The sequence below is a fragment of the Sphingomonas montanisoli genome (assembly GCF_008274695.1).
GTDB classification, from domain to species: Bacteria; Pseudomonadota; Alphaproteobacteria; order Sphingomonadales; family Sphingomonadaceae; genus Rhizorhabdus; species Rhizorhabdus montanisoli.
Genome location: NZ_VTOU01000003.1, coordinates 502638 through 524681, shown reverse-complemented (window position 1 = coordinate 524681; position 22044 = coordinate 502638). Strand labels below are relative to the sequence as shown.

The following is a 22044-nucleotide window of genomic DNA, read 5'->3' as shown; positions in this document are numbered from 1 at the left end:
CGGGGGCGTCAGCCCCGCAGGCGCGCGCCCGCCTTGGTTGCCGCCGCGACGACCTTGTCCGAGATTGCGGTCAGGTCGGCGTCGGTGAAGCTCTTGTCGGCGGGCTGCAGCGTCACTTCGATCGCCACCGATTTCTCGCCCTCGGCAACACCTGTGCCGGTGAAGATGTCGAACAGCTTGGCGTCGACGATCGTCACCTTGTCGGCGCCGCGGACCGCGCGGAGCAGATCGTCGGCGGGCTTGTCGGCGGCGACGAGGAACGCGAAGTCGCGGCGGACCGGCTGGAGTGGCGGCGGGGCATAAGCGACGCGGATATGATCGTTGCCGCCGCGCTTGGCGGGGATGGCATCGAGGTAGATCTCACCCGCGATCACGGTGCCATCGATATCGAAGGCGCGCGCGGCGGCGGGGTGAAGCTCACCGAATTCGGCGAGGATCGTCTTGGGGCCGAGGCGCAAGGTCGCCGATCGGCCGGGATGATAGACCCCCGCCGATACCGCTTCGAACACCTGCAACCGATCGACCGGCGCGCCGGCGGCGGCGAGGATCGCGATCGCCTCGGCCTTCGCGTCGAGCGCGTCGAACGGCTGGGCCTTGCCGGTGCGCCAGTCGCGCGGTGCCTTGTCGCCGGCCAATAGCAGGCCGAGGGTCAGTCCCTCGCTGTTGGCGAGATAGCGGCGGCCAATCTCGAACAGGCGGATGCTGTCCGCGCCGCGATCGGCGTTGCGCCCCGCCGCGCCGATCAGGCCGGGCAGCAGCGAGGGGCGCATGACCTTGAGGTCTTCGCTGATCGGATTGGCGAGGCTCCAGTCACCGCCGCCGAAGGGGGCGGCTTCTGCCTCGGAAATGAAGCTCCACGTCACGGCTTCGTTCAGGCCGCGCGCTGCGGCCGTGCGGCGCGCCTTGCGCTCGATCGCCTGCTGCGGCGTCGCGGTCGGCTTGGCGACACCCTCTGCGCGGGGCAGCGGGGTGGATGGCACTTCGTCGATGCCGGTGATGCGGATGACTTCCTCGACCAGATCGGCGGTGCCGTCGATGTCGCGGCGCCAGCTGGGGACCGAGACGTTCCACACCGCATCGATGCCGAAGCCGAGCGAGGTGAGGATCGCGCGCTGCTTTTCGGGCGCGACCTTGAGGCCCGCCAGCTTTTCGGTGAGCGAGGGATCATAGCGCAGCGCCTTGCCGCCCGACGGCGGGGTGCCCGCCTCGATCGCCAACGTGGCCGTGCCGCCGCAAATGTCGGTGACGAGCTTGGTCGCGATCGCGAGGCCATCCGCCAGGAAAGCCGGATCGACCCCGCGTTCGAAGCGGACCCGCGCGTCGCTGGTCAGGCCGAGCTTCTGGCCCGTGCGGGCGATCGCCTCGGGCGTGAAATAGGCGCATTCTATCAGGACGTCGCTGGTGGCGCCGGTCGCCCCCGAATGTTCGCCGCCCATGATGCCGCCGATATCGTGGACCCCGGTCGCGTCGGCGATGACGGTCATCGTCTCGTCGAGCGCATAGCTCTTGCCGTTGAGCGCCAGCGCGGTCTCGCCCGCCTTCGCCTTGCGGACGGTGATCGGGCCGCTGAGCTTGGCGAGATCATGGACGTGCAGCGGACGGCCGAGATCGAACATCACGTAGTTGGTGATGTCGACGAGTGCGGAGATCGGGCGCTGGCCGACCGCCTTGAGGCGCTTGGCCATCCATTCGGGGCTGTCGCCGTTGACGACGCCCTTCACGACGCGACCGAAATAGGCGGGGCAGCCGTCCGGATCGACGATCTCGATCGCGATCGGGCAATCGCCGCTGCCCTTGATCGACGGCACGACGAGGTTCTTGAGCGTGCCGAGGCCGGCGGCGGCAAGATCGCGCGCGATGCCGCGCACGCCCATGCAATCCTGCCGGTTCGGCGTGACGGAGATGTCGATGACCGGATCGGCGAGGCCGGCATAGTCGATGAAGGGCGTGCCGATCGGGGCATCGGCCGGAAGCTCGATGATCCCGTCATGGCTTTCGCCCAGTTCGAGCTCGCGCATCGAACACATCATGCCGCGCGATTCGACTCCGCGGATCGCCGCGATCTTGAGCGTGACGTCGAGACCGGGGACATAGTCGCCCGGCTGCCCCAGCACGCCGATCAGCCCCGCACGCGCATTGGGCGCACCGCACACGACCTGGAGCGGCTCGGGGCCGCCGACGTCGACCGACAGAACCTGCAGCTTGTCCGCCTGCGGATGCGGCGCAGCCGTCAGCACGCGCGCGACCTTGAACATGCCGAGCTTCGCCGAGGGATCCTCTACGCCTTCGACCTCGAGACCGACCTTTGTCAGCCCATCGAGGATCGCGTCGAGCGTCGCTTCGGTTTCCAGGTGCTCCTTGAGCCAGCCGAGGGTGAACTTCATGCGCCGACTCCCGCCGAAAGCGTGGGTACGTCGAGCGCGGCGAAGCCGTAATGCTTAAGCCAGCGCAGATCGCCGTCGAAGAAGGGGCGCAAATCGTCCATCCCATATTTGAGCATCGCGAGCCGATCGATGCCACAGCCGAAGGCGAAGCCCTGCCATTCGTCCGGATCGAGCCCGCACGCCGCGATCACGCGCGGGTGGACCATGCCGGACCCCAGGATCTCCATCCAGCCGTCGGGCTCGGCACCGCCGATGATGCGGCGGCCATCCTTGTCACGCGTATAGCCGACATCGACCTCGGCCGAAGGCTCGGTGAAGGGGAAGAAGCTGGGGCGCAGGCGCAGGACGATGTCGTCGCGCTCGAAGAACGCCTTCACGAAGGTCTCCAGCGTCCACTTGAGGTGGCCCATATGGATGCCGCGATCGATGACGAGCCCTTCGACCTGGTGGAACATCGGCGTGTGGGTCGCATCCGAATCCGAACGATAGGTGCGGCCGGGCGCGATGATGCGGATCGGCGGCTGCTGGCTCATCATCGTGCGGATCTGGACCGGCGACGTGTGGGTGCGCAGGAGCATCTTCTTGCCATCCCGCGCCTGTTCGTCGGGGAAGTAGAATGTGTCGTGCATCGCGCGCGCCGGATGCGTCTCCGGAATGTTGAGCGCCGTGAAATTGTGCCAGTCGTCCTCGATCTCGGGGCCGGTCGCGACCGCGAAGCCGAGATCGGCGAAGATTTCGGCGAGTTCGTCCATCACCTGGCTGACCGGGTGGACCGAACCTTGCGCACCCGTCGAGACCGGCAGGGTCATGTCGAGCTTCTCGGTGGCGAGGCGGGCGTCGAGCGCGGCGGTTTCGAGCGTGCCCTTGCGCTCGGCCAGCGCGGCGGTGATCGCCTCGCGCGCGCCGTGGATGCGCGGGCCTGCGATCTGGCGCTCCTCGGGGCTCATGCCGCCCAGCGTCTTGAGCAGCCCGGTGACGGTGCCGGCCTTGCCGAGCGCCTTCACGCGGATCGCCTCGACCGCGCCCAGATCACCGGCCTCGGCGATCTCGGCCAGGAGGCCCGATTGAAGCTGCTCTACGTCCGACATGATATTCCCTTGGGAGGCCGGCGATCCGGCCGGCGTGGACCCGTTAGCGGGTGGAGCGGTGCGGGATCAAGTGATGCTGCGGTCTAATCCAAACCGTTCGTGTCGAGCGGAGTCGAGACACGTTCAGGAGCGCCCAGCCAACATGTCTCGACTTTGCTCGACACGAACGGAGGAAATTCAGCGTCGCGCCCGCAAATCGGCCACAAGCGTGACCGGATCGACACCCTCCGCACGCATCGACGCGAGGCTCGGGGCGCCGTGGCGCTTGGCGAGGCGCGCGCCATCCGGGGCGGTGAGGAGGGGGTGGTGGTGATAGAGCGGGGTGGGGAGGTTCAGGAGCGCCTGCAGCAGCCGGTGGACGTGGGTGGCATCGAACAGATCGACCCCGCGGACGACGTCGGTGATGCCTTGCGCGGCATCGTCGACCGTAACCGAGAGGTGGTAGCTGGTGCCCAGATCCTTGCGGGCGAGGACGACATCGCCGTGGATGCGCGGATCGGCGGGGATCGCGCGATCACCCTCATGCCAGACGAGCGGGCCGGTCAGCGCGAGCGCGGCGTCGACATCGAGCCGCCAGCTATGCGCGTCGCGGCTTAGGCGCGCGGCACGATCGTCGGGAGTGAGGGCGCGGCAGGTGCCCGGGTAGAGCGGGCCGTCGGGGCCATGTGGCGCAAAGCCACTCGCCGCGACTTCGGCTGCGATCTCGGCACGGGTGCAGAAGCACGGATAGAGGACGCCCAACGCCTTCAGATCGGATAGCGCCTTGCCGTAGAGCGGCATGCGTTGCGACTGGAACAGCGGCGGCTCGTCCCACGTCAGGCCCAACCACGCCAGATCGTCGAAAATACCCGCGACATGTTCAGGCCGGCTGCGCGTCGTATCGATATCCTCGATCCGCAGCAGAAAGCGCCCGCCCGCAGCGCGCGCGGCATCATGCGCGGCAAGCGCGGAGAAAGCGTGGCCCAGATGGAGGCGCCCGGTGGGGCTCGGCGCGAATCGGGAAATCACGATTTGTGCGATGCGGACTCTTGACGGGGAGTCAATGATAATGCTGTCATGCCCCCGTCACCAATTGCAGCCAATGGGTGATCACAGGGCGCAGCCGACAGGCGTTGGCGTTCCGGTGTGCGAACGGAAGTCAGGGCAGGCAGGCGGGGCTCGACCATCGCGTGCGGGAGGCTCTGGTTCGTTCATGTACCACCCCGATCTCATTCGTCATCCTGACAGTTGTCCGGCGCTCGTCCTGAACGCCGACTACACACCGCTCAGCTATTATCCGCTGAGCGTCTGGTCCTGGCAGACCGCGATCAAGGCGGTCTTCCTGGAACGCGTCGACATCGTCTCCAATTACGAGCGCGAGGTCCACAGCCCGACCTTCGCGATGAAGCTGCCGTCGGTGATCGCGCTGCGCCAATATGTGCGCCAGTCCGAACATCCGGCGTTCACGCGCTTCAACCTGTTCCTGCGCGATCGCTTCACCTGCCAATATTGCGGATCGGGTGCGGATCTGACCTTCGATCATGTCATCCCGCGCTCGCAGGGCGGGCGAACGACGTGGGAGAATGTCTCCACCGCCTGCGCGCCGTGCAACCTGCGCAAAGGCGGGCGCACGCCCAAGCAGGCGCAGATGCGGCTATACGAACAGCCGATCCGCCCGACGAGCTGGCAGTTGCAGGAACATGGCCGCAGCTTCCCGCCGCACTATCTCCACCAGAGCTGGCGCGACTGGCTCTACTGGGACATCGAACTGGAGGCGTAACTCCTAAATCCTCCCCCGCCAGGGGGAGGTGGCGCCGGGAGGCGACGGAGGGGGAGGATGCGAGACCTACCGTCAGTCGTCGCCCTCCCCCTCCGTCAGCTTGCGCTGACACCTCCCCCTGGCGGGGGAGGATGTATCCTACGCTTTCCCCGCGTACGTCCGGCCGCCGTTGATCTCGTAGATCGAGCCATTCACAAAACCCGATTCCCTGCTGGTCAGGAAAAGCGCGAGATAGGCGATTTCGAGCGATGTGCCCTGGCGCTCCATGCCGATCGTGACGCGGCGGCGCTCGATCTGCTCCGGGGTATTGTAGCCGGGGATCGCGTCGGTCATCGCCGTCTTGATCGAGCCGGGGCAGATCGCGTTGGCGCGGATGACGGGGGACCATTCGGTCGCCTGCCCCTTCGTCAGCCCGATCAGCCCCGCCTTGGACGCGCCGTAGGACGCCATCATCGGTGGCGTCTCGATCCCGCCCATCGAGGCGATGTTGACGATCGTCGCCGCGCCCGAGCGCCGCAGTGCGGGCAGGGCGGTGTTGGCGATGAGGTAGGGCGCGAACAGGTTGATCGTGTGGATCTGGCGCCAGATGTCCGGGCTGGTATCCGCAAGCGGCAGGGTTCGCAGGATGCCGGCGGCGTTGACCACGCCGTCGAGCCCGCCGAGCGCCTTTTCGGCAGCATGAACCGCCGCGACGACATCGGTTTCGCTGAGCAGATCGACCTTGATCGCGGTGCCGCCGGTCCTGCCGGCGATGTCGTTCAGCGGGCCTTCCTGCACGTCGAGCAGGGCCGTCGCCGCGCCCTCATGCGCGAACAGTTCGGCGATCGCGCGGCCCATGCCCGAGGCCGCGCCGGTGATCAGGATCTTGCGACCCGCCAGGCGCGGACCGGTGGGCAATATGGTGTCGACGGCGTCGTGCATTTCAGGCGGCTACCTTCTTCTTGGCGCGGAAGTGCGGGATGACATGTTCGCCCCACTGGCGGATGGTGTTGAGGCATTGTTCCTGGGTGATCGTGCCCATCTGGATCAGGCACATCACCTCGTCGACGCCGGCTTTCTCCATCTCCTCGACATAGGCGATCGCGTCCTGCGCGTTGCCGTAGGCGTGGTCGATGTTGAAGCTTTTGACCGCGAGTGTCGCTTGCGCGGCAAGTACCGGATCATGCTTCGCCTGATCGAGGATCCGGGCGACATGATCCTTCATATAGGCGTAATTGTCCTCGCCCCCGGTATCTTCGTTGGGCAGCGGCTGGTTGGGACGCGCCCACTGGCCGATCGATTCCGCGAAATATCGCTGACCGCGCGCGCCGACACGGCGGGCTTCGTCGGCGTCGTCCATCACTACGGTCGGGCAGAGCGCCGACATGTAGTGGTTGACCTCGGTCGATACGAAACGGCTGCCGTCGGTGGTCTTCGCCGCCTCGTCATACATTTCCTTCTGTTCGCGGATGCTGTCGAGGCCACCGAAGCCGAAGATCAGGGCGCCGACGCCATATTCGGCCGCACGCTTCACCGTTTCGGGGTTGGTGCATGCCATGAACAAGGGCGGGTGCGGCAGCTGGACGGGGCGGGGCACGATCTCGTGCGGGGGCATGCCGGGGGCGGGCTTGATCGTGATCAGATCGCTTTCCCACTCGAAGCTGTCCTTGCGCCAGATGTTCGACTGGATTTTCAGGCCCTCTTCGACCTGCGCGTACATCAGCTCTTCGTCGACCTGGCAGAGCGTGCGCTCCTGCAAGGTGCCGCCACGGCCCGCGCCGAGATTGAGCCGGCCGTTCGAGATGATGTCGAGCATCGCCGCGCGCTCGGCAACGCGCACCGGATGGTTGTAGCCGAAGGGCATGCAGACGACGCCGTGGCCGATCCGGATCCGCTTGGTGCGCGCGGCGACCGCGGTCAGGAAGATCTCGGGCGCGCTCATGTGGCAATAGCGCTTGAGCGCATGATGCTCGACCGCCCAGACGCCGTCGAAGCCGACCTCTTCGGCGACGACGCACTGTTCGATGCAATCGTGGATCAGCTGATGTTCGCGCTCGGGCGTGGGGTTCGAAAGCTGCGCTTCGAAGATCATCGAGAATTTCATGGCATCCTCCTCCGCTCAATCGGCGTTCGCGGGGAGGATAGCCAAAGGGGACGGGTTCGCAGCCGCCGAACCTGTCGAAAAGCTGCCATGCTTTCGTGCCGCCGCCATCGCGGCGACGGAAGGCCGCTTTAGTGCGTCCGGGCGCGGCGGATGGCGTGGTCGCGGCGGAAGTCTGTGGGGTTGATGCCGGTTTCGCGACGGAAGGCGGCCGTGAAGCTCGAATGGCTCGCAAAGCCCAGCCGGTAGGCGATTTCCTTGAGCGGCAATTCGGTCTGCGCCAGCAGCTCGCGCGCGCGATCGCAGCGGATGTTGCGCACGAAGGCAGCGACCGATTCCCCCGTAGTCTGCTTGAACAGGCGCAGCAGGTTGCGCTCGCTCATCCCGCACAGCCGCGCGAGTTCGGCGAGGCTGGGCGCGGGTTCGCTGAGCGATGCGGCGCGTTCGCGGATGACATTGAGCTGGCCGGCGCTGAGCTGCCCCTTGCGCGGTTGTTCCTCGCTGCCGTCGAGCAGACGGGCGACTTCGATGATCGCGGCGGTGCCGAGAGCGTGGATCAGCGTCTTGCTGGCAAGGCCCGGCGCCATCGCCTCGCGGCCCAGCCGCATCATCAGCGGCTCGACCGGGGTACCCGACAAGGTGAGGCCCGCCTCGAGCTTCGCCCAGGTCCAGTCGACCTCATGATCGAGCAGTTCGACGAAATGATCGTGGCTGAAGCTGAGGCGCACCCAGCGCGCATCGCCACCGGTGCCGACCGAATGGATCCCCACGCCGGCCGCGCGGAAGTAGAGCGGCGAGATCGGCCGATATTCCCCGTCATTGCGATCGACGAAGCGGATCTGGCCCGAAAAACCCACCGGCGGCAGGAACAGGGTGACGGTGTGATCGGTGTCGCAGGTGTGGTGATGGCTGGGCGCGGGAAAGTTTTCACGCAGCAATTGCAGCCGCATGCCTTCGACTTCGATGTCTGCTTCGATCAGTGCCATCCAACCCGGTCCTCAAATACGCCGACTCGCTGCGGCCGCTTCTGTCGACGGTTCGCGTCACGTGATTTAGCGAAAAACGGCCGCTCGTTCAAATCCGCTATCTCTTTTCAAGATCGCTGCTTCGCACCGGTCACGCCTGCGGTGCAGCGCCCCGAAACGATCGGCATGTTGGTCCATTGGCCGTCGGGCGTCCGCTGGAACACCCCGGCGGCCATCGCGCCGCCATCGACGAACAGCGAATGGCCGGTCACCCAGCTCGACAGATCGGTCGCCAGATAGACCGCCGCGTTGGCGTGATCCTGCGGGGTGCCGAAGCGGCCGAGCGGGATCGTGCCGTCGGCCTGCGCGCGCATCTCGGGTGAAGCGAGGATCTTGTCGAGCGGCACCTGCTCGCTGTCGGTCGTCTCGGGCGCGATCAGGTTCACGCGGATGGCGTGGGTCGACAACTCGACCGCGAGACCGCGGGTGAAGCCGGTCACGGCATGTTTGAACGTCGTATAGACGATATTGTACGGAAAACCGCGAAAGCCCTCGACCGACGAGACGTTGATGATGCTGCCGCCGCGGCCTCCGGCTTTCATCAGGGGGATGGCGGCGCGGGTGACGATCATCATCTGGCGAAGGTTGATGTCGTACATCGCCTGCCACTGATCTTCGGTCGAGTGCTCGAAGTCGCAGCGTATGCTCAGATGATGGCCGACATTGTTGACCAGCACGTCGAGCCGACCGAAGCGATCGGCGACTTTGTCCAGCAGGGCTTCGACCGCGGCGACATCGCGCACGTCGCACGGTTCGACCAGCGCGTCGGGAAATTGCTGCGCCAAGGCCGCGCATTTGTCGGCATCGATCTCGGCGATCGCAAGCTGCGCGCCGATTGCGGCGAAGGCTTCGACGGTGGCCTTGCCGATCCCGGCGCCGCCGCCCGTGATCAGGGCAACCTTGCCCTCCAGGCTGATCTGCATCTCGCTCTCCGTCTGACGTTGCTCAGGTCTTTCGCGCACTTTGCCACCTGCCAAGCACGCCCGCGCCTTTTCCGAGCCTGTGGCGGTTTCGCATCATTCTGGCAGGTCCGGGCAAAGATCGGGCGGCCGCGGCCTATGCAAATCGGGATAAGGCGAACGGCATGGCGCGCGCCATGAGTGCGGCTGGATGAGGAGAGGCCAGATGCTCGAAGATCGCGACGTTTCCTATTTCCACAAAGGCATCACGCCACAGACGACCGAGAGCAGCCTGCTGATCAGCTCGTCGAAATATCTCAACAGCCCGGTGATCCGCGACTGGCTGACCAGCCATTATCTGCGCCGCAACGGGCAGGATCAGCCAGTGCCGCCCGATACGACGCTCGGGCTGAGCCAGGAGCTGATGAAGATCCGCGATCCCGCCCGTCTGCAGGCGCTGATCGATCGCGAAAAGGAGATCAATCCGAAGTTCAAGGCTTGGGTCGAGGAACGCCACCTTCCCAGCATGACGAAGGAGGACTTCGCGAAGTTTCCGCCCAATTCGCTTGGCGGCATCTTCCACTCCTACCTCGTCAAATATGGCTATGAGGTCAATTTCGGGCGCGCGGTGAAACTGCCGTGCAGCGATTTCGAATTCATCTTCCAGCGCTTCGGCCTGACGCACGATTTCGAGCATCTGATCACTGGCGGCGGGTTCAACTCGCTGGGCGAGCTGCTCCCCTATTTCGTGCGGATGTCGAACACCTATCAGCACATGAGCGCCGAACTGGCAAAGGAGCTGACCGAACTCTACGTCTTTGGCGGCTTCCGCATGGTGATGCGCGCGGGGCTGCATTATCCGACCAGCTGGCTGACCACGCTCGATCTGATGCAGCGGGGCATCAAGATCGGCCTCACGTCGGATTCGATCATCATGGCGCGCTACGAGGATGCCTTGCACCTTCCGCTGCCCGAGGCGCGGGAGATGCTGGGCGTGCGTAACGCCGAGGACATCGACAGCTGGCACGATGACGAGGTGTTCATCGAGCAGCGCCAGCCGACGCTGGACGAACTCACGCGCATCGGGCGGCCCGACCTCGCAAACCCGGCCTGAACCAGAAAACGACAACGGAGAGATGCAAATGGACCTGATCGAAAAGCTGGCGGCGATCGAGGAGATCAAGGCGCTCAAGGCGCGTTACTGGCGCGCGGTCGACAGCAAGGATCTGGAACTGCTGCGCAGCGTGTTCGCCGACGAGGATTGCGAAATCGATATGCGCAACCCGACCGGCCCGAACACCGGCGGCGCGGTGGTCCACGATCCCGACGCCTTCAGCAAGAACTGCCTGCGCGCGCTGGCCGACTACACGACCGCGCATCACGGCCATAATCCGGAGATCGACATCCTCTCGCCGACCGAAGCGACCGGCAACTGGCCGATGGAGGATCGGCTGTGGCTGAACGAAGGCGCCAAGGGCGTCGGCTTCGAATATCTCCACGGCTGGGGTAATTATCACGACCGCTATCGCAAGACGGAGAAGGGCTGGAAGATCAGCTTCACCAACCTGCAGCGCTCGCGCGTCGACAAGCGCTGACCCCGGATAGCCGGAACGCGATCAAATGGTGTCGACATTGAGAGGCCGGGAACGCGATCCTGTTCGCGTAACGGGTTCCTCTCTCCAGAGGACGCTAGGCTCCGTCGCCTTCGGGCGGCGGGGCCATTTTCGTTTTCGCTTGTGCGAAAATGGCGTCTAACAAGCGAAGCGGCCGGATGGTGCGGCCTGATTGGAGATCATCGTGCTCGAAGGTGCAGCGACCGACCTGAACGAAGCGGACAAGAGCGGACGGCCCGAACCGATCGTCACGACGATCAGCTGGATTGCGATTGGCATCCTGCTGATGATGACGATCCTGTCCTACATCGATCGCAATATCATGTCGCTGATGGTCGATCCGATCAAAGCCGATCTGGGCCTCGATGACATCCAGATGAGCCTGCTGCTCGGTTTCGCCTTCGCCCTCTTCTATGCGCTGTTCAGCGTGCCGATGGGCTGGGCGGCGGATCGCTTTCCGCGCCGTTGGGTGATCTTTCTCGGCGTCGGCGGCTGGTCGCTCGCGACGGCGGCCTGCGGTTTCGCGGGCAGCTTCGGGCAATTGGCGGTCGCGCGTTTCGCGGTGGGGATCGGTGAGGCGGCTCTCACCCCGGCCGCCTATGCTATTGTCGGCGAATTGTTCCCGCGCCGCAGGCTCGGCCTCGCGCTTGGTATCCTTGCGATGGGAACAGCTGCCGGATCGGCAATCGCTTTCCTCATCGGCGGTCCGATCATTGCCTGGGTCGATCATGTCGGCGGAATTTCGGGGTTTGCGACATGGCAGGTCGTATTCATGCTCGTGGGCCTGCCGGGTCTGCTCATCGCCCCGCTGATCTTTATCGTTCCCGAAAAGCGCCGCGCGCACGTTTCCACCCACGCGCAGGTGGATCAGGGCTTCTTTCCCTGGATCGGCCAGAACTGGGCGTTCGTCGTGCCTTTCTTCACCGCCATCTCCTTCGCCGGAATCATCTCCTATGCGCTGGGCGCGTGGCTGCCGGCCTATCTGACGCGCACGATGGGGGTCGATGTCAGCAAGGTCGGCCTGACGATCGGGTCGATCCAGCTGCTCGGCATCGTCGGCTTCGTCGCGGGCGGATGGTTCGTCGACTGGATGGTGTCGCGCGGGGTGCGCGACGCGCACCTGCGCTACCTGATCGGTGCGTTGGCGCTGGCGGGGATTTCGGGGCTGGGCGCCTTCCTGTTCGCGGATACCCTGAACGCTTTGTTGGTATGGCTGGCGCTGTTCTACCTGACGATCCCGTTTACCGGGCCGGCGATCGCGCTGGTGCAGATCGTCGCCCCGCGTCGTTTCCACAGCCGTACGATCGCCATCTACACGCTGGCAATCAACATGGTCGGCATGATGGCGGGGCCGAGTTCGGTCGCCCTGTTTACCGAGAAGGTGTTCGGCGGGCCGCAGCATGTCGGCGCGGGCCTCACCACGGTCTTCGCGGTCTCGGTGCCGCTGGCGCTGCTCTGCTTCATCCTCTCGATCCCTGCCGCCCGCCGGATGACGGAGCGGCAGGCACTGGCGGGAGATTGATCGAACTAGATCCTCTCCCTCCGGAGGAGGATCTAAGGTTACGGATAACGGACGGGCTTGGGGTCTTCGGGGAGCGGGATGAACTCGCTCTCCGCAGGCACCTTCGGGAAACGCTGGCCGCGCCAGTCAGCCTTCGCCTGCTCGATCCGGTCCTGTGAGGACGAGACGAAGTTCCAGTAGATGTTGCGCTTCTCGGGGAAAGGCTCGCCGCCGATCAGCATCAGGCGGGCACCTGCGGTCGATCGCAGCACGATCTCGGCGTCGGGTTTGAACACGACCAGTTCGTTGGCCGCAAAGCTGCCCGACTGGCCGACTACCTCGACCTCGCCAGACACGACATAGACCGCGCGTTCGACATGCTCGCCCTTCAGCTGGTAGCGGGCGCCGGGGGCGAGGACGATGTCGGCATAGACCATGTCGGAGAAGGTTTTGACGGGCGACTTCAACCCATCCGACGTGCCGACGATCAGGGTCAGCTTCGTGCCCGCATCCTCGATCGCCGGGATCGTATCGGCCTTGTGATGCGCGAAGCTGGGATCTGTTTCCTCATGCGCGGTCGGCAGTGCGACCCAGGTCTGCAGGCCAGCGAGGCGACTGCCCGTGGGGCGCAGCGCATCGGGCGTGCGTTCGGAATGGACGATGCCCGATCCGGCCGTCATCCAGTTGACCTCGCCCGGACGGATCGGCTGAACGCTGCCTACCGAATCGCGGTGCATGATCTCCCCTTCGAGCAGGTAGGTGATCGTCGCCAGGCCGATATGCGGGTGCGGGCGCACGTCCAGCCCTTCGTCGCCGGTGAAGGCCGCGGGACCCATCTGATCGAAGAAGATGAACGGGCCGACCATCCGCCGATGCGCGGAGGGCAAAGCGCGGCGCACCGTGAAGCCGTCGCCCAGGTCGCGGACCGGGGGCAGGATCACCATGTCGACGCCGTCGATATCGGAAGTTCGGATGGTCATTGATGAGTCCTTTGGTTTGAGCCCTCAAACGCCGGGCGCCGAGTATCCACTCGGCTTGGCTTCCTCGCAATAAGCTCGGGCGGCCGTTCGGCCTTGCGGAGCCTGCGGCTCCGTTCGGGTGGGGGGAAAGGGCGGCTGCCGGACCCCTGTGGGGGACGTCGGGTCCGGCAGCCTGGGCCGGGGGCGGGGGAGGGGCAGGCCGCCCGGCCTTCGGGGACTTACGCCGCGTCGACGAGGACGATCTCGCTGTCCTCGATCGCGGTCACCTTCAGCACCTCGATCTCGCTGATCGCGGCGCCGTCACGGGCGTTGATGGTGACACCGTCGATCTCGATCTTGCCGGTGGCGGGGACGAGATAGCCGCGGCGGTCCTTGCCGAGGCGATATTCGACCGTTTCGCCGGCCTTGATCGTCGCACCCACCACGCGGGCATCGGTGCGGATCGGCAGCGCATCATTGTCGTTCGCGAAGCCCGAAGCGAGCACCACGAACTGCCCGGCGCGATCACCCTTGGGGAAGGGCTTTGCGCCCCAGCTGGGTTTTTCGCCGCTGCGGGTCGGCGTGATCCAGATCTGGAAGATCCGGCTCTCGACGTCCTCGAGGTTATATTCGGCGTGGGTGATGCCGGTGCCGGCCGACATCACCTGAACGTCGCCGGCCTCGGTGCGGCCCTTGTTGCCCAGATTGTCCTGGTGGCTGATCGCGCCTTCGCGGACATAGGTGATGATCTCCATGTCGCGGTGCGGGTGCGGCGGGAAGCCGGTGTTTGCTGCGATCACGTCGTCGTTCCAGACACGCAGATTGCCCCAGCCCATCCGGGCCGCGTCATGATAGCCCGCGAAGGAGAAATGATGCTTGGCGTTCAGCCAGCCATGATTTTCGCCGCCGAGGCTGTTGAAGGGACGCAGTTCGATCATCTTTCTTACTCCTCGTGTTCGGATCAGGCGGCGAGCAGGGCGAGCGCCTGGATTTGGGCGCGGTTGAAACCCTGCTCGATCAAGGTTGGGACCAGCTCAGCCGCTTCCTTGCGGGTCGTGCGGGTCTGGCAGACGAAGCCGCGCAGCGCCTCGAGCCGGGCATCGGCCAGCGGCCGCTTCGGTTCGATCCCGGTCAGCGCGGAAAAGATCCGCGACAATTTGCCGGGCTGGCCCGAAACCCCGCAGCGGACATCCGCCGCATCGTTGAAGGCCACCGAGACAGCGCGCCATTCGGCGGTGCTGAGCATCGGCATCGTTGCTAGTTGCTGTCCCATCTCGTCCTCCTGATCCTTGCTGTTGAGGTGCTTCTACCCACTCTCGACTTCTCGGATCAGACGGATAAAATCGTTCCAACTATTCGATGAAGTTGAAATGGGGGCCGTGATGGCGAATCCGGGGATGCCGACGTTCGATCAGCTGCGAATCTTCCTCGCCGTGGTGGAAACCGGGAGCTTCGCGGGGGCGGGGCGCAAGCTCAACCGCGCGGTTTCGGTGATCAGCTACGGCGTCGCCAATCTGGAGGCGCAGCTCGGCCTCAGCCTGTTCGATCGCGAGGGGACGCGGCGTCCGAAGCTGACGGTCGCGGGCCGCGCGGTGCTGGCCGAGGCGCGTGCGGTGTCGCAGGGGATCGACGGGCTGCGCGCGAAGGTGAAGGGGCTGCTCGACGGGCTGGAAGCCGAGGTGAGCATCGCCGTCGATGTCATGCTGCCGTCCGAACGGCTGGGTCGCGTGCTGCGCGCCTTCTCAGCGCAGTTCCCTACGGTGACGTTGCGTCTTCACGTCGAGGCGCTGGGCGCGATCGCGGCCCTGGTGCTCGACAAGGAAGCCGTCGTCGGGATCAGCGGGCCGCTGTCCTTCGGGATGGAGGGGATCGACCATGTCGAGGCGGGCACGGTGCTGATGGTGCCGGTGGCGGCCCCCGATCATCCGCTGGCGCGCCAGCACCCGCTGCCGCCGGGGGCGGGGCGCGATCATATCCAGTTGGTGCTGACCGATCGTTCGCCGCTGACGGCAGGGCGCGACTTCGCGGTGTCGTCGCCGCGCACCTGGCGGCTCGCCGATCTCGGCGCGAAGCATCAGTTGCTGCGCGAGGGGATCGGCTGGGGAAACATGCCGCTCCCCATGATCGAAGGCGATCTGGTCGCGGGCACGCTCGTCCGCCTCCAGATGCCCGATTCGACGGGCGGCAGCTATGGCTTCGCGGGAATCTGGCGCCGCGACACGCCGCCCGGCCCGGCCGCCTCCTGGTTGCTCGACCAGTTCGTGGCGAGCGCGGAGGACGGCGGGGTGGGGTTCGCGAAGGTCTGATTATTCGGGCAGGAAATCCGGCACCGACAGATAACGCTCCCCGGTATCGTAGTTGAAGCCGAGGATGCGCTTGCCCGGCGCATCGGGCAGCTTCTGCGCGATTGCCGCCAGCGTAGCGCCCGAACTGATGCCGACCAGCAGACCTTCCTCGCGCGCCGAACGACGCGCATAGTCCTTGGCGTCGGCCGGATCGACCTGGATCACGCCGTCGAGCAACTGGGTGTGGAGATTGGCGGGGACGAAGCCTGCGCCGATGCCCTGGATCGGGTGCGGACCCGGCTGGCCGCCCGAGATGACCGGCGACAGGGTCGGTTCGACCGCGAACACCTTGAGGTTGCTCCAGCGCTCCTTCAGCACCTGCGCGACGCCGGTGATGTGGCCGCCGGTGCCGACGCCGGTGATGATGATGTCGATCGGCGTGTCCTTGAAATCGGCGTAGATCTCCTCGGCCGTCGTGCGGACATGGATGTCGATGTTCGCGGGATTTTCGAACTGCTGCGGGATCCACGATCCCGGGGTCTGCGACTGCAGTTCCAGCGCGCGTTCGATCGCGCCCTTCATGCCCTTTTCCTTGGGGGTCAGATCGAAGGTGGCGCCATAAGCCAGCATCAGGCGGCGGCGCTCGATCGACATGCTCTCGGGCATGACGAGGACGAGCTTGTAACCCTTCACCGCCGCGACGAGTGCGAGGCCGATGCCGGTATTACCGCTGGTCGGCTCGATGATCGTGCCGCCGGGCTGGAGCTTGCCGCTCTTCTCCGCATCCTCGATCAGCGCGAGCGCGATGCGATCCTTGATCGATCCGCCGGGGTTGGATCGCTCGGATTTCACCCACACTTCGGCATCGCCGAACAGGCGGTTGATGCGAATGTGCGGCGTGTTGCCGATGGTTTCGAGAACCGAAGCTGCCTTGGTCATGCGGCCTTCTCCGTGGCTGGTGTGTCGATGGGGGCGTCTTCCAACGTCTGGGGCGGATCGAATGTGCGTGCGCGCAATATCTCCGGGAACAGCTTCGCCCAGATGACGGCGACCATGATCGTACCGACCCCGCCCGCGACGACCGCGGCCACCGGGCCGATCGCGGCGGCGAGAAAGCCCGATTCCGCCTCACCCAGTTCATTCGATCCCGAGACGAACAGGGTCGATACCGCGCCGACGCGGCCGCGCATCGAATCCGGCGTATAGAGCTGGATCAACGTCTGGCGCACATAGACCGACACCATGTCGGCCGCGCCCAGCGCCGCCAGGCAGACGAGCGACAGCGGCAGGATGCGCGAATAGCCGAAGGCGATCGTCGCGATTCCGAACAGGCCGACCGCGATCAGAAGCTTGAGGCCGACATTGACCTTGAGCGGACGGCGGCCGAGCCAGATCGCGGTCAGCACCGCGCCGACGGCCGGGGCCGCGCGCAAGGCGCCCAATCCTTCCGATCCGACGTGAAGGACGTCCTTGGCATAGACCGGCAGCATCGCGGTGGCACCACCCAGCAGCACCGCGAACAGATCGAGCGAGATCGCGCCCAGCACGAGCCGATTGCGCCCGAGATAGGAGAAGCCGTCCATCATCTGCGCCCACGGATGCCGCCCGCGATCGAGCGCGGTGCGCGGCACCGGGCCGATCAGCAGCAGCATCGTCAGCGTGACGCCGAACAGGATCGTGCTCGACATATAGGGCGCGGCCGGCCCCAACGCGTAGAGGAAGCCGCCGAGCGGGGGGCCGAGGACCGCGCCCGTCTGCCACGCCATCGAGCTCATCGCGATCGCCGAGGGCAATATCGCGCGCGGGACGAGGTTGGGCGAGAGCGCCTGGAGCGCGGGCGCCGCGAAGGCGCGCGCGACGCCCAGCAGCGCGGCGACCGTGAACAAAGCGGGCAGGGTCGTCGTGCCCTGGAATGCCATCCAGGCGAGCGATCCCGCGCAGAGGATTTCGAGGAAGGCGGTCAGCCGCGCGATGAAGCGGCGGTCGACGCGATCGGCGGTCCACCCCGTAATCAGCGTCAGCGCCATCAGCGGCAGGAACTGGGCGACGCCAATCCACCCGAGCTGGAGCGCGGCGTCGCGCGGGGCCATCGTGCGGCGGGCTATGTCATAGGCCTGCCAGCCGATGATCACGACCATCCCGTTCTGCGCGAGTGTCGATGCGAGGCGGCCTAACCAATAATAGCGGAAGGCCGGAATCGAAAAGGGGGAGGTCGACCGGAACATGGCATTGTCCTAGGCGCGACGAGCCCGCCCTCGCAACCCCACGCTTGGGCGCGTGGCCATAATTCTACTATATCGGTAGATTAGAGAGATTGGCCGGGCTTGCCGAGCCTGATCCGGCCGACGCTGAACAGGCCGCCGATCATCGCAAAGCATGCCGCGATGAGGACGGGGATGCGCCCGTCACCGATGCCGAGCGCAAGGAGTGCGGCGACCATCGTCGCGCCCAGCGTCTGCCCGGTCATGCGCGTCGTGGATGTCAGTCCGCCAGCCGCCGCGGCGCGATCGCGCGGGGTGGCTGCCATGACGAGGCGGACGTTGGTGGGAAGGTATAGCGCGACGCCGACACCGCATACCGCCATCCGCCAGGCGACATCGAACGAGGTCGGGTGGATCGGCAGGAAGGCCATCAGCAACAGGCCGATCACGAACACGAACATGCCGCTCGCGCCCAATATCCCGGCATTGAGCTTGTCGGCGAGCGTGGCCGAAATCGGCGCCATAACCATCAGGGCCAGTGGCATCGGCGTCATCACCGCGCCCACCTGAGCCGGGGTGAAGCCGTAGAGATGCTGGAGACGGAAGGGCATCGACAGGGTCAGGCTGACATTCGCCATGAAGACGAGCAGCGCGCCCGCGATCGACAGCGATATCAGCTTGCTGGCAAACAGATCGACCGGCAGGATCGGCCGCTCCTCCCGCAGTTCATGCTGGACGAAGCGGACCGCCAGCAGCGCGCCCGCGCCCATCACCGCGAGCGACACGATCGGCGAATCGCCGTGCACCAGCCCCTCGAGGCCGAAGATCAGCAGCCCGAAGACGATGACGTTATAGACCGATCCGATCAGATCGAACTTGCCCCCCGACGGCGGAACATCGGGAAGGGCGTGGCGACCGAGGATCAGCGACAGGATCGCGAAGGGCACTGCGGCGGCGAACACCCAGGGCCATTGGCCATAGAGCAGGATGAAGCCGCCCAGCGTCGGCGCCAGCGCCGCCGAACTCGATGCGACCACGCTGTTGACGCCCAGCCCGCGGCCGAGATGGCTGGACGGATAGATGTTGCGGATCGTCGCCGCCATCATGCTGAGCGTCGCGGCCGCCCCCAGCCCCTGCATCGCACGCACCACCAGCAGGAAGGGCAGGCTCTTTGCGAAGAAGCACAGGATCGTCGAGACGGTGAACAGCAACTGCCCATATTGATAGAAGCGCTTCAGGCCGATCCGGTCGCCGATCCCCGCGCAAGGCAGCATCGTCATCAACAGGGTCAGCTGGTAGACCGTGACCACCAGCACCGCCGCCGATCCGTCGACATGCAGATCGCGCGCGATCGTCGGCAGGGCGACCGTTGCGATCGCGCCGTCGATCGTCGTCAGCGCGGTGCCCATCGACAATGCGATGATCGCGAGCAGGCGCCGGGGCTGGGGAAGGCCGTCCTCGTTCATGGGCGGCCAGCCTTAGAGGGACAGGGCAAGCATGCAAGCGTATGCACTTTGCCCAGACGCGCGGAAATCAGCCCGGTACGCTCACGAAGCTGTCCAGCACACGCTTGCGTCCTGATTGCTCGAAATCGATCTCAAGCTTGTTGCCTTCGATCTCGACGACCGCGCCATAGCCGAACTTGGTGTGAAAGACGCGGGTGCCCAGCGCGATGTCCTTGCGTGAGGGCTGCGCGATGCTGACCGCCGAAGCGCGCGATTCGAGGACGCGGCCGCTGGCGCCCGGCGATTTGGGGATCGGCCCGACCGCCGCCGCCCGCTGCCAGCCGGGGCCACGCCCCTGCGCGCGGGCGACATGCGCGAACGGATCGGACTGTTCGGACCATTGCGCACGCCACAAGGATTCGCCGCCCGACATCGTTGTCTCGGCATCGACATGCTCCTTGGGCAATTCGCCCACGAAGCGCGACGGGATCGACGAGGTCCACTGCCCGTAGATGCGGCGGTTGGCGGCGTGGACGATCGTGCATTTCCGTCGCGCGCGCGTGATCGCGACATAAGCGAGGCGGCGTTCCTCTTCGAGACTGGCGAGGCCGCCTTCGTCTAGGGCGCGTTGCGAGGGGAAGACGCCCTCCTCCCAACCGACCAGGAAAACCGTGCCATATTCCAGCCCCTTGGCGGCGTGGATCGTCATGATCGTCACCTTCGCCGCGTCGGCATCGGCATCATTGTCCATGACCAGGCTGACATGTTCGAGGAAGGCGGGGAGGTTTTCATACTCCTCCATCGCGCGCGCCAGTTCGGAAAGGTTTTCGAGCCGACCGTCGGCCTCGGTCGATTTTTCCGCCTGCAGCATCGCGGTATAGCCCGATTCCTCCAGCACCAGCCGGGTCAGTTCGGCATGGGGAAGGTCGTTCATCCGGTCGCGCCAGCGCGCGATGTCGCCGACGAGGTTGCCGAGCGCGCGGCGCGCCTGCGGGGTCAGTTCATCCGTGCCCAAGATGCGCGCGGCGGCGAGCGTCAGCGGGATTCCCTCGGCGCGCGCCAGCATGTGCAGCTTCGACACCGCCTTGTCACCCAGCCCACGTTTCGGCGTGTTGACGATGCGTTCGAAGGCTAGGTCGTCGGCCGGCTGGCTGATGACGCGCAGATAAGCGAGCGCGTCGCGGATTTCGGCGCGCTCGTAGAAGCGGAAGCCGCCGACGATGCGATAGGGCAAGCCGATCGCGATGAAGCGGTCTTCGAACTCGCGCGTCTGGAACTGCGCACGCACGAGGATCGCGACGTCGTCGAGCCCGCCGCCATTTCGCTGATGCGCCTCGATCTCCTCGCCGACCCGGCGGGCTTCCTCGGGCCCATCCCAGACACCGACGACGCGCACCTTCTCGCCCTCGGCCGCCTCGGTCCACAGTGACTTGCCCAGCCGCCCGCCATTGTTCGCGATCACGCCCGATGCGGCGGCCAGGATGTGTGGGGTCGATCGGTAATTCTGTTCGAGGCGGATGACCGCGGCGCCCGGAAAGTCGCGTTCGAAACGCAGGATGTTGGCGACTTCGGCACCGCGCCACGAATAGATCGACTGATCGTCGTCGCCGACGCAGCAGATATTCTTGCGGCGCTGCGCGATCAGGCGGAGCCACAGATATTGGGCGCTGTTCGTATCCTGATATTCGTCGACCATCACATAGCGGAAGCGTTCCTGATAGCTTTCCAGCACGTCGCGATGCGTCTTCAGGATGGTGAGCATGTGGAGCAGCAGGTCGCCGAAGTCGCAGGCGTTCACCGCACGCAGGCGATCCTGATATTGCTCGTAAAGCTCGCCGCCGCGCCCGTTGGCAAATTGTTCGGATTCGCCCGCGTCGATATCCGCCGGGGTGAGGCCACGATTCTTCCAGCGATCGATCACGCCCGCGAACTGGCGCGCGGGCCAGCGCTTCTCGTCGAGATCGGCGGCGGCCAGGATCTGCTTGATCAGGCGCAGCTGATCGTCGGTGTCGAGGATGGTGAAGGTAGGGGTGAGGCCCACCAGTTCGGCATGTCGCCGCAGCATCCGCGCCGCGACCGAATGGAAGGTGCCGAGCCAGGGCATGCCCTCGACCGCTTCGCCGAGAAGCCGGCCCACCCGCTCGCGCATTTCGCGCGCGGCCTTGTTGGTGAAGGTGACGGCCAGGATCTCCGAAGGCCAGGCACGGCGCGTGGCAACGAGATGCGCGAGGCGGGCGGTCAGTGCGGCGGTCTTTCCGGTGCCGGCACCTGCGAGAACGAGGACCGGGCCTTCGGTGGTGAGCACCGCCTCACGCTGGGGCGGGTTCAGGCCCTGGATATAGCCGGGTTCGGGGGCAGGTACGCTGTCAGTCACCCGCGAACAGGTAGGGAACGGAGCAGCGCCGGGCAACCCCGTCTTTGCATCACAGGAAGGCGGCGCCGATCGCGAGCCACAACATGGTCGACAGAGCGAAACCGGCTGCATGGCGCACGTTCAGAACGAGTTGCGGCGCGACAGCGGTGGCGGGGGACATCGTCAGCATCCTGCACTCCGGGGAGATTTGTTTTTTGAACGCTACGACACAACGGCTCATCTCAAATGTGAGACTTCCGTGACTTTTGCCAGTGCGAAGTTTGAACGCTGCGCCGCGAGACAATTGCGTTACGCGCACGTTGCAGTGCGATAACAATCTGTGCCGAAATGGACGGTGCCGGGTGCTTGGTGAGCTCGATGGGATTCGAACCCATGACCTACAGATTAAAAGTCCGTTGCTCTACCGACTGAGCTACGAGCTCGACCAAGGC

At 65.6% G+C, this 22044-nt stretch carries 19 protein-coding genes and 1 tRNA gene; 5 read left to right on the top strand and 15 right to left on the bottom strand.

Annotated features, from left to right (window positions below):
• Positions 1-8: 8 nt before the first annotated feature.
• The 3 genes from pheT to gluQRS all read right to left on the bottom strand — a co-directional run bounded on the left by pheT (position 9) and on the right by gluQRS (position 4492).
• Positions 9-2384 (bottom strand): phenylalanine--tRNA ligase subunit beta, encoded by a 2376-nt coding sequence (gene pheT / locus FYJ91_RS13770; protein WP_149522841.1) that lies wholly within the window; start codon positions 2382-2384, stop codon positions 9-11.
• Complete coding sequence (gene pheS, locus FYJ91_RS13765; protein WP_149522840.1) at positions 2381-3472, bottom strand: phenylalanine--tRNA ligase subunit alpha; 1092 nt, start codon at positions 3470-3472, stop codon at positions 2381-2383. Before pheS ends, pheT begins: the two co-directional genes overlap by 4 nt.
• 177 nt (positions 3473-3649) lie before the next feature.
• Positions 3650-4492: a tRNA glutamyl-Q(34) synthetase GluQRS gene (gene gluQRS / locus FYJ91_RS13760; protein ID WP_149522839.1), complete on the bottom strand. Its 843-nt coding sequence runs from the start codon at positions 4490-4492 to the stop codon at positions 3650-3652.
• A 172-nt stretch (positions 4493-4664) separates the two neighbouring features.
• Here gluQRS and FYJ91_RS13755 point away from each other — a divergent pair, with 172 nt between their 5' ends.
• Positions 4665-5231 (top strand): HNH endonuclease, encoded by a 567-nt coding sequence (locus FYJ91_RS13755; RefSeq protein WP_149522838.1) that lies wholly within the window; start codon positions 4665-4667, stop codon positions 5229-5231.
• Positions 5232-5369: 138 nt separating this feature from the next.
• On the opposite strand, the gene FYJ91_RS13750 is transcribed toward FYJ91_RS13755, so the two are convergent.
• The 4 genes from FYJ91_RS13750 to FYJ91_RS13735 all read right to left on the bottom strand — a co-directional run bounded on the left by FYJ91_RS13750 (position 5370) and on the right by FYJ91_RS13735 (position 9259).
• A complete protein-coding gene (locus FYJ91_RS13750) occupies positions 5370-6152 on the bottom strand; it encodes an SDR family NAD(P)-dependent oxidoreductase (protein ID WP_149522837.1) in 783 nt (260 codons plus the stop codon).
• A gap of 1 nt (position 6153) precedes the next feature.
• Positions 6154-7314: an LLM class flavin-dependent oxidoreductase gene (locus FYJ91_RS13745; RefSeq protein WP_149522836.1), complete on the bottom strand. Its 1161-nt coding sequence runs from the start codon at positions 7312-7314 to the stop codon at positions 6154-6156.
• Between the two features lie 128 nt (positions 7315-7442).
• Positions 7443-8297 (bottom strand): helix-turn-helix domain-containing protein, encoded by an 855-nt coding sequence (locus FYJ91_RS13740; RefSeq protein ID WP_149522835.1) that lies wholly within the window; start codon positions 8295-8297, stop codon positions 7443-7445.
• Positions 8298-8404: 107 nt separating this feature from the next.
• Positions 8405-9259, bottom strand: coding sequence for an SDR family NAD(P)-dependent oxidoreductase (locus FYJ91_RS13735; protein WP_149522834.1), 855 nt, complete (start codon positions 9257-9259; stop codon positions 8405-8407).
• Between the two features lie 202 nt (positions 9260-9461).
• Here FYJ91_RS13735 and FYJ91_RS13730 point away from each other — a divergent pair, with 202 nt between their 5' ends.
• The 3 genes from FYJ91_RS13730 (at position 9462) to FYJ91_RS13720 (ending at position 12370) form a co-directional block, all read left to right on the top strand.
• Entirely contained in the window at positions 9462-10349 is an 888-nt protein-coding gene (locus FYJ91_RS13730; protein WP_181008512.1) for a Coq4 family protein, read from the top strand.
• A gap of 28 nt (positions 10350-10377) precedes the next feature.
• Positions 10378-10830: a nuclear transport factor 2 family protein gene (locus tag FYJ91_RS13725; RefSeq protein ID WP_149522832.1), complete on the top strand. Its 453-nt coding sequence runs from the start codon at positions 10378-10380 to the stop codon at positions 10828-10830.
• 202 nt (positions 10831-11032) lie between these two features.
• Positions 11033-12370 (top strand): MFS transporter, encoded by a 1338-nt coding sequence (locus FYJ91_RS13720; protein WP_149522831.1) that lies wholly within the window; start codon positions 11033-11035, stop codon positions 12368-12370.
• Between the two features lie 38 nt (positions 12371-12408).
• Here FYJ91_RS13720 and FYJ91_RS13715 read toward each other — a convergent pair whose 3' ends face one another.
• From FYJ91_RS13715 to FYJ91_RS13705, 3 genes are all read right to left on the bottom strand, one after another.
• On the bottom strand, positions 12409-13329 hold the full coding sequence (locus FYJ91_RS13715) for a pirin family protein (RefSeq protein WP_149522830.1): 921 nt from the start codon (positions 13327-13329) through the stop codon (positions 12409-12411).
• Positions 13330-13547: 218 nt separating this feature from the next.
• A complete protein-coding gene (locus FYJ91_RS13710; protein WP_149522829.1) occupies positions 13548-14246 on the bottom strand; it encodes a pirin family protein in 699 nt (232 codons plus the stop codon).
• 23 nt (positions 14247-14269) lie between these two features.
• Positions 14270-14581: a hypothetical protein gene (locus FYJ91_RS13705; RefSeq protein WP_149522828.1), complete on the bottom strand. Its 312-nt coding sequence runs from the start codon at positions 14579-14581 to the stop codon at positions 14270-14272.
• A gap of 109 nt (positions 14582-14690) precedes the next feature.
• On the opposite strand from FYJ91_RS13705, the gene FYJ91_RS13700 reads away from it, so the two are divergent.
• Positions 14691-15614 (top strand): LysR family transcriptional regulator, encoded by a 924-nt coding sequence (locus FYJ91_RS13700; protein ID WP_149522827.1) that lies wholly within the window; start codon positions 14691-14693, stop codon positions 15612-15614.
• Here the strand turns inward: FYJ91_RS13700 and cysK are convergent, their stop codons facing one another.
• The 5 genes from cysK to FYJ91_RS13675 all read right to left on the bottom strand — a co-directional run bounded on the left by cysK (position 15615) and on the right by FYJ91_RS13675 (position 22035).
• Complete coding sequence (cysK, locus tag FYJ91_RS13695) at positions 15615-16532, bottom strand: cysteine synthase A (RefSeq protein ID WP_149522826.1); 918 nt, start codon at positions 16530-16532, stop codon at positions 15615-15617.
• Positions 16529-17818: an MFS transporter gene (locus FYJ91_RS13690; RefSeq protein WP_149522825.1), complete on the bottom strand. Its 1290-nt coding sequence runs from the start codon at positions 17816-17818 to the stop codon at positions 16529-16531. The genes cysK and FYJ91_RS13690 overlap by 4 nt, the downstream gene beginning before the upstream one ends.
• An 80-nt stretch (positions 17819-17898) precedes the next feature.
• Positions 17899-19260 carry an MFS transporter gene (locus FYJ91_RS13685; protein ID WP_149522824.1) on the bottom strand — a complete coding sequence of 454 codons (1362 nt, stop codon included), beginning with the start codon at positions 19258-19260 and terminating at the stop codon, positions 17899-17901.
• Positions 19261-19327: 67 nt separating this feature from the next.
• Positions 19328-21613, bottom strand: coding sequence for an ATP-dependent helicase (locus FYJ91_RS13680; RefSeq protein WP_246152626.1), 2286 nt, complete (start codon positions 21611-21613; stop codon positions 19328-19330).
• A gap of 346 nt (positions 21614-21959) precedes the next feature.
• Positions 21960-22035 (bottom strand) — tRNA-Lys (locus FYJ91_RS13675).
• Between the last annotated feature and the right edge of the window lie 9 nt (positions 22036-22044).

Excerpts from the sequence above, each read along its gene's own strand:
- pheS (WP_149522840.1), bottom strand. The coding sequence starts at position 3,472 with ATGTCGGACGTAGAGCAGCTTCAATCGGGCCTCCTGGCCGAGATCGCC.
- FYJ91_RS13685 (WP_149522824.1), bottom strand. The coding sequence starts at position 19,260 with ATGAACGAGGACGGCCTTCCCCAGCCCCGGCGCCTGCTCGCGATCATC.
- FYJ91_RS13755 (WP_149522838.1), top strand. The coding sequence starts at position 4,665 with ATGTACCACCCCGATCTCATTCGTCATCCTGACAGTTGTCCGGCGCTC.
- FYJ91_RS13735 (WP_149522834.1), bottom strand. The coding sequence starts at position 9,259 with ATGCAGATCAGCCTGGAGGGCAAGGTTGCCCTGATCACGGGCGGCGGC.
- FYJ91_RS13730 (WP_181008512.1), top strand. The coding sequence starts at position 9,462 with ATGCTCGAAGATCGCGACGTTTCCTATTTCCACAAAGGCATCACGCCA.
- FYJ91_RS13710 (WP_149522829.1), bottom strand. The coding sequence starts at position 14,246 with ATGATCGAACTGCGTCCCTTCAACAGCCTCGGCGGCGAAAATCATGGC.
- FYJ91_RS13705 (WP_149522828.1), bottom strand. The coding sequence starts at position 14,581 with ATGGGACAGCAACTAGCAACGATGCCGATGCTCAGCACCGCCGAATGG.
- FYJ91_RS13725 (WP_149522832.1), top strand. The coding sequence starts at position 10,378 with ATGGACCTGATCGAAAAGCTGGCGGCGATCGAGGAGATCAAGGCGCTC.
- FYJ91_RS13750 (WP_149522837.1), bottom strand. The coding sequence starts at position 6,152 with ATGCACGACGCCGTCGACACCATATTGCCCACCGGTCCGCGCCTGGCG.
- FYJ91_RS13690 (WP_149522825.1), bottom strand. The coding sequence starts at position 17,818 with ATGTTCCGGTCGACCTCCCCCTTTTCGATTCCGGCCTTCCGCTATTAT.
- FYJ91_RS13740 (WP_149522835.1), bottom strand. The coding sequence starts at position 8,297 with ATGGCACTGATCGAAGCAGACATCGAAGTCGAAGGCATGCGGCTGCAA.
- FYJ91_RS13715 (WP_149522830.1), bottom strand. The coding sequence starts at position 13,329 with ATGACCATCCGAACTTCCGATATCGACGGCGTCGACATGGTGATCCTG.
- pheT (WP_149522841.1), bottom strand. The coding sequence starts at position 2,384 with ATGAAGTTCACCCTCGGCTGGCTCAAGGAGCACCTGGAAACCGAAGCG.
- cysK (WP_149522826.1), bottom strand. The coding sequence starts at position 16,532 with ATGACCAAGGCAGCTTCGGTTCTCGAAACCATCGGCAACACGCCGCAC.
- FYJ91_RS13745 (WP_149522836.1), bottom strand. The coding sequence starts at position 7,314 with ATGAAATTCTCGATGATCTTCGAAGCGCAGCTTTCGAACCCCACGCCC.
- FYJ91_RS13700 (WP_149522827.1), top strand. The coding sequence starts at position 14,691 with ATGGCGAATCCGGGGATGCCGACGTTCGATCAGCTGCGAATCTTCCTC.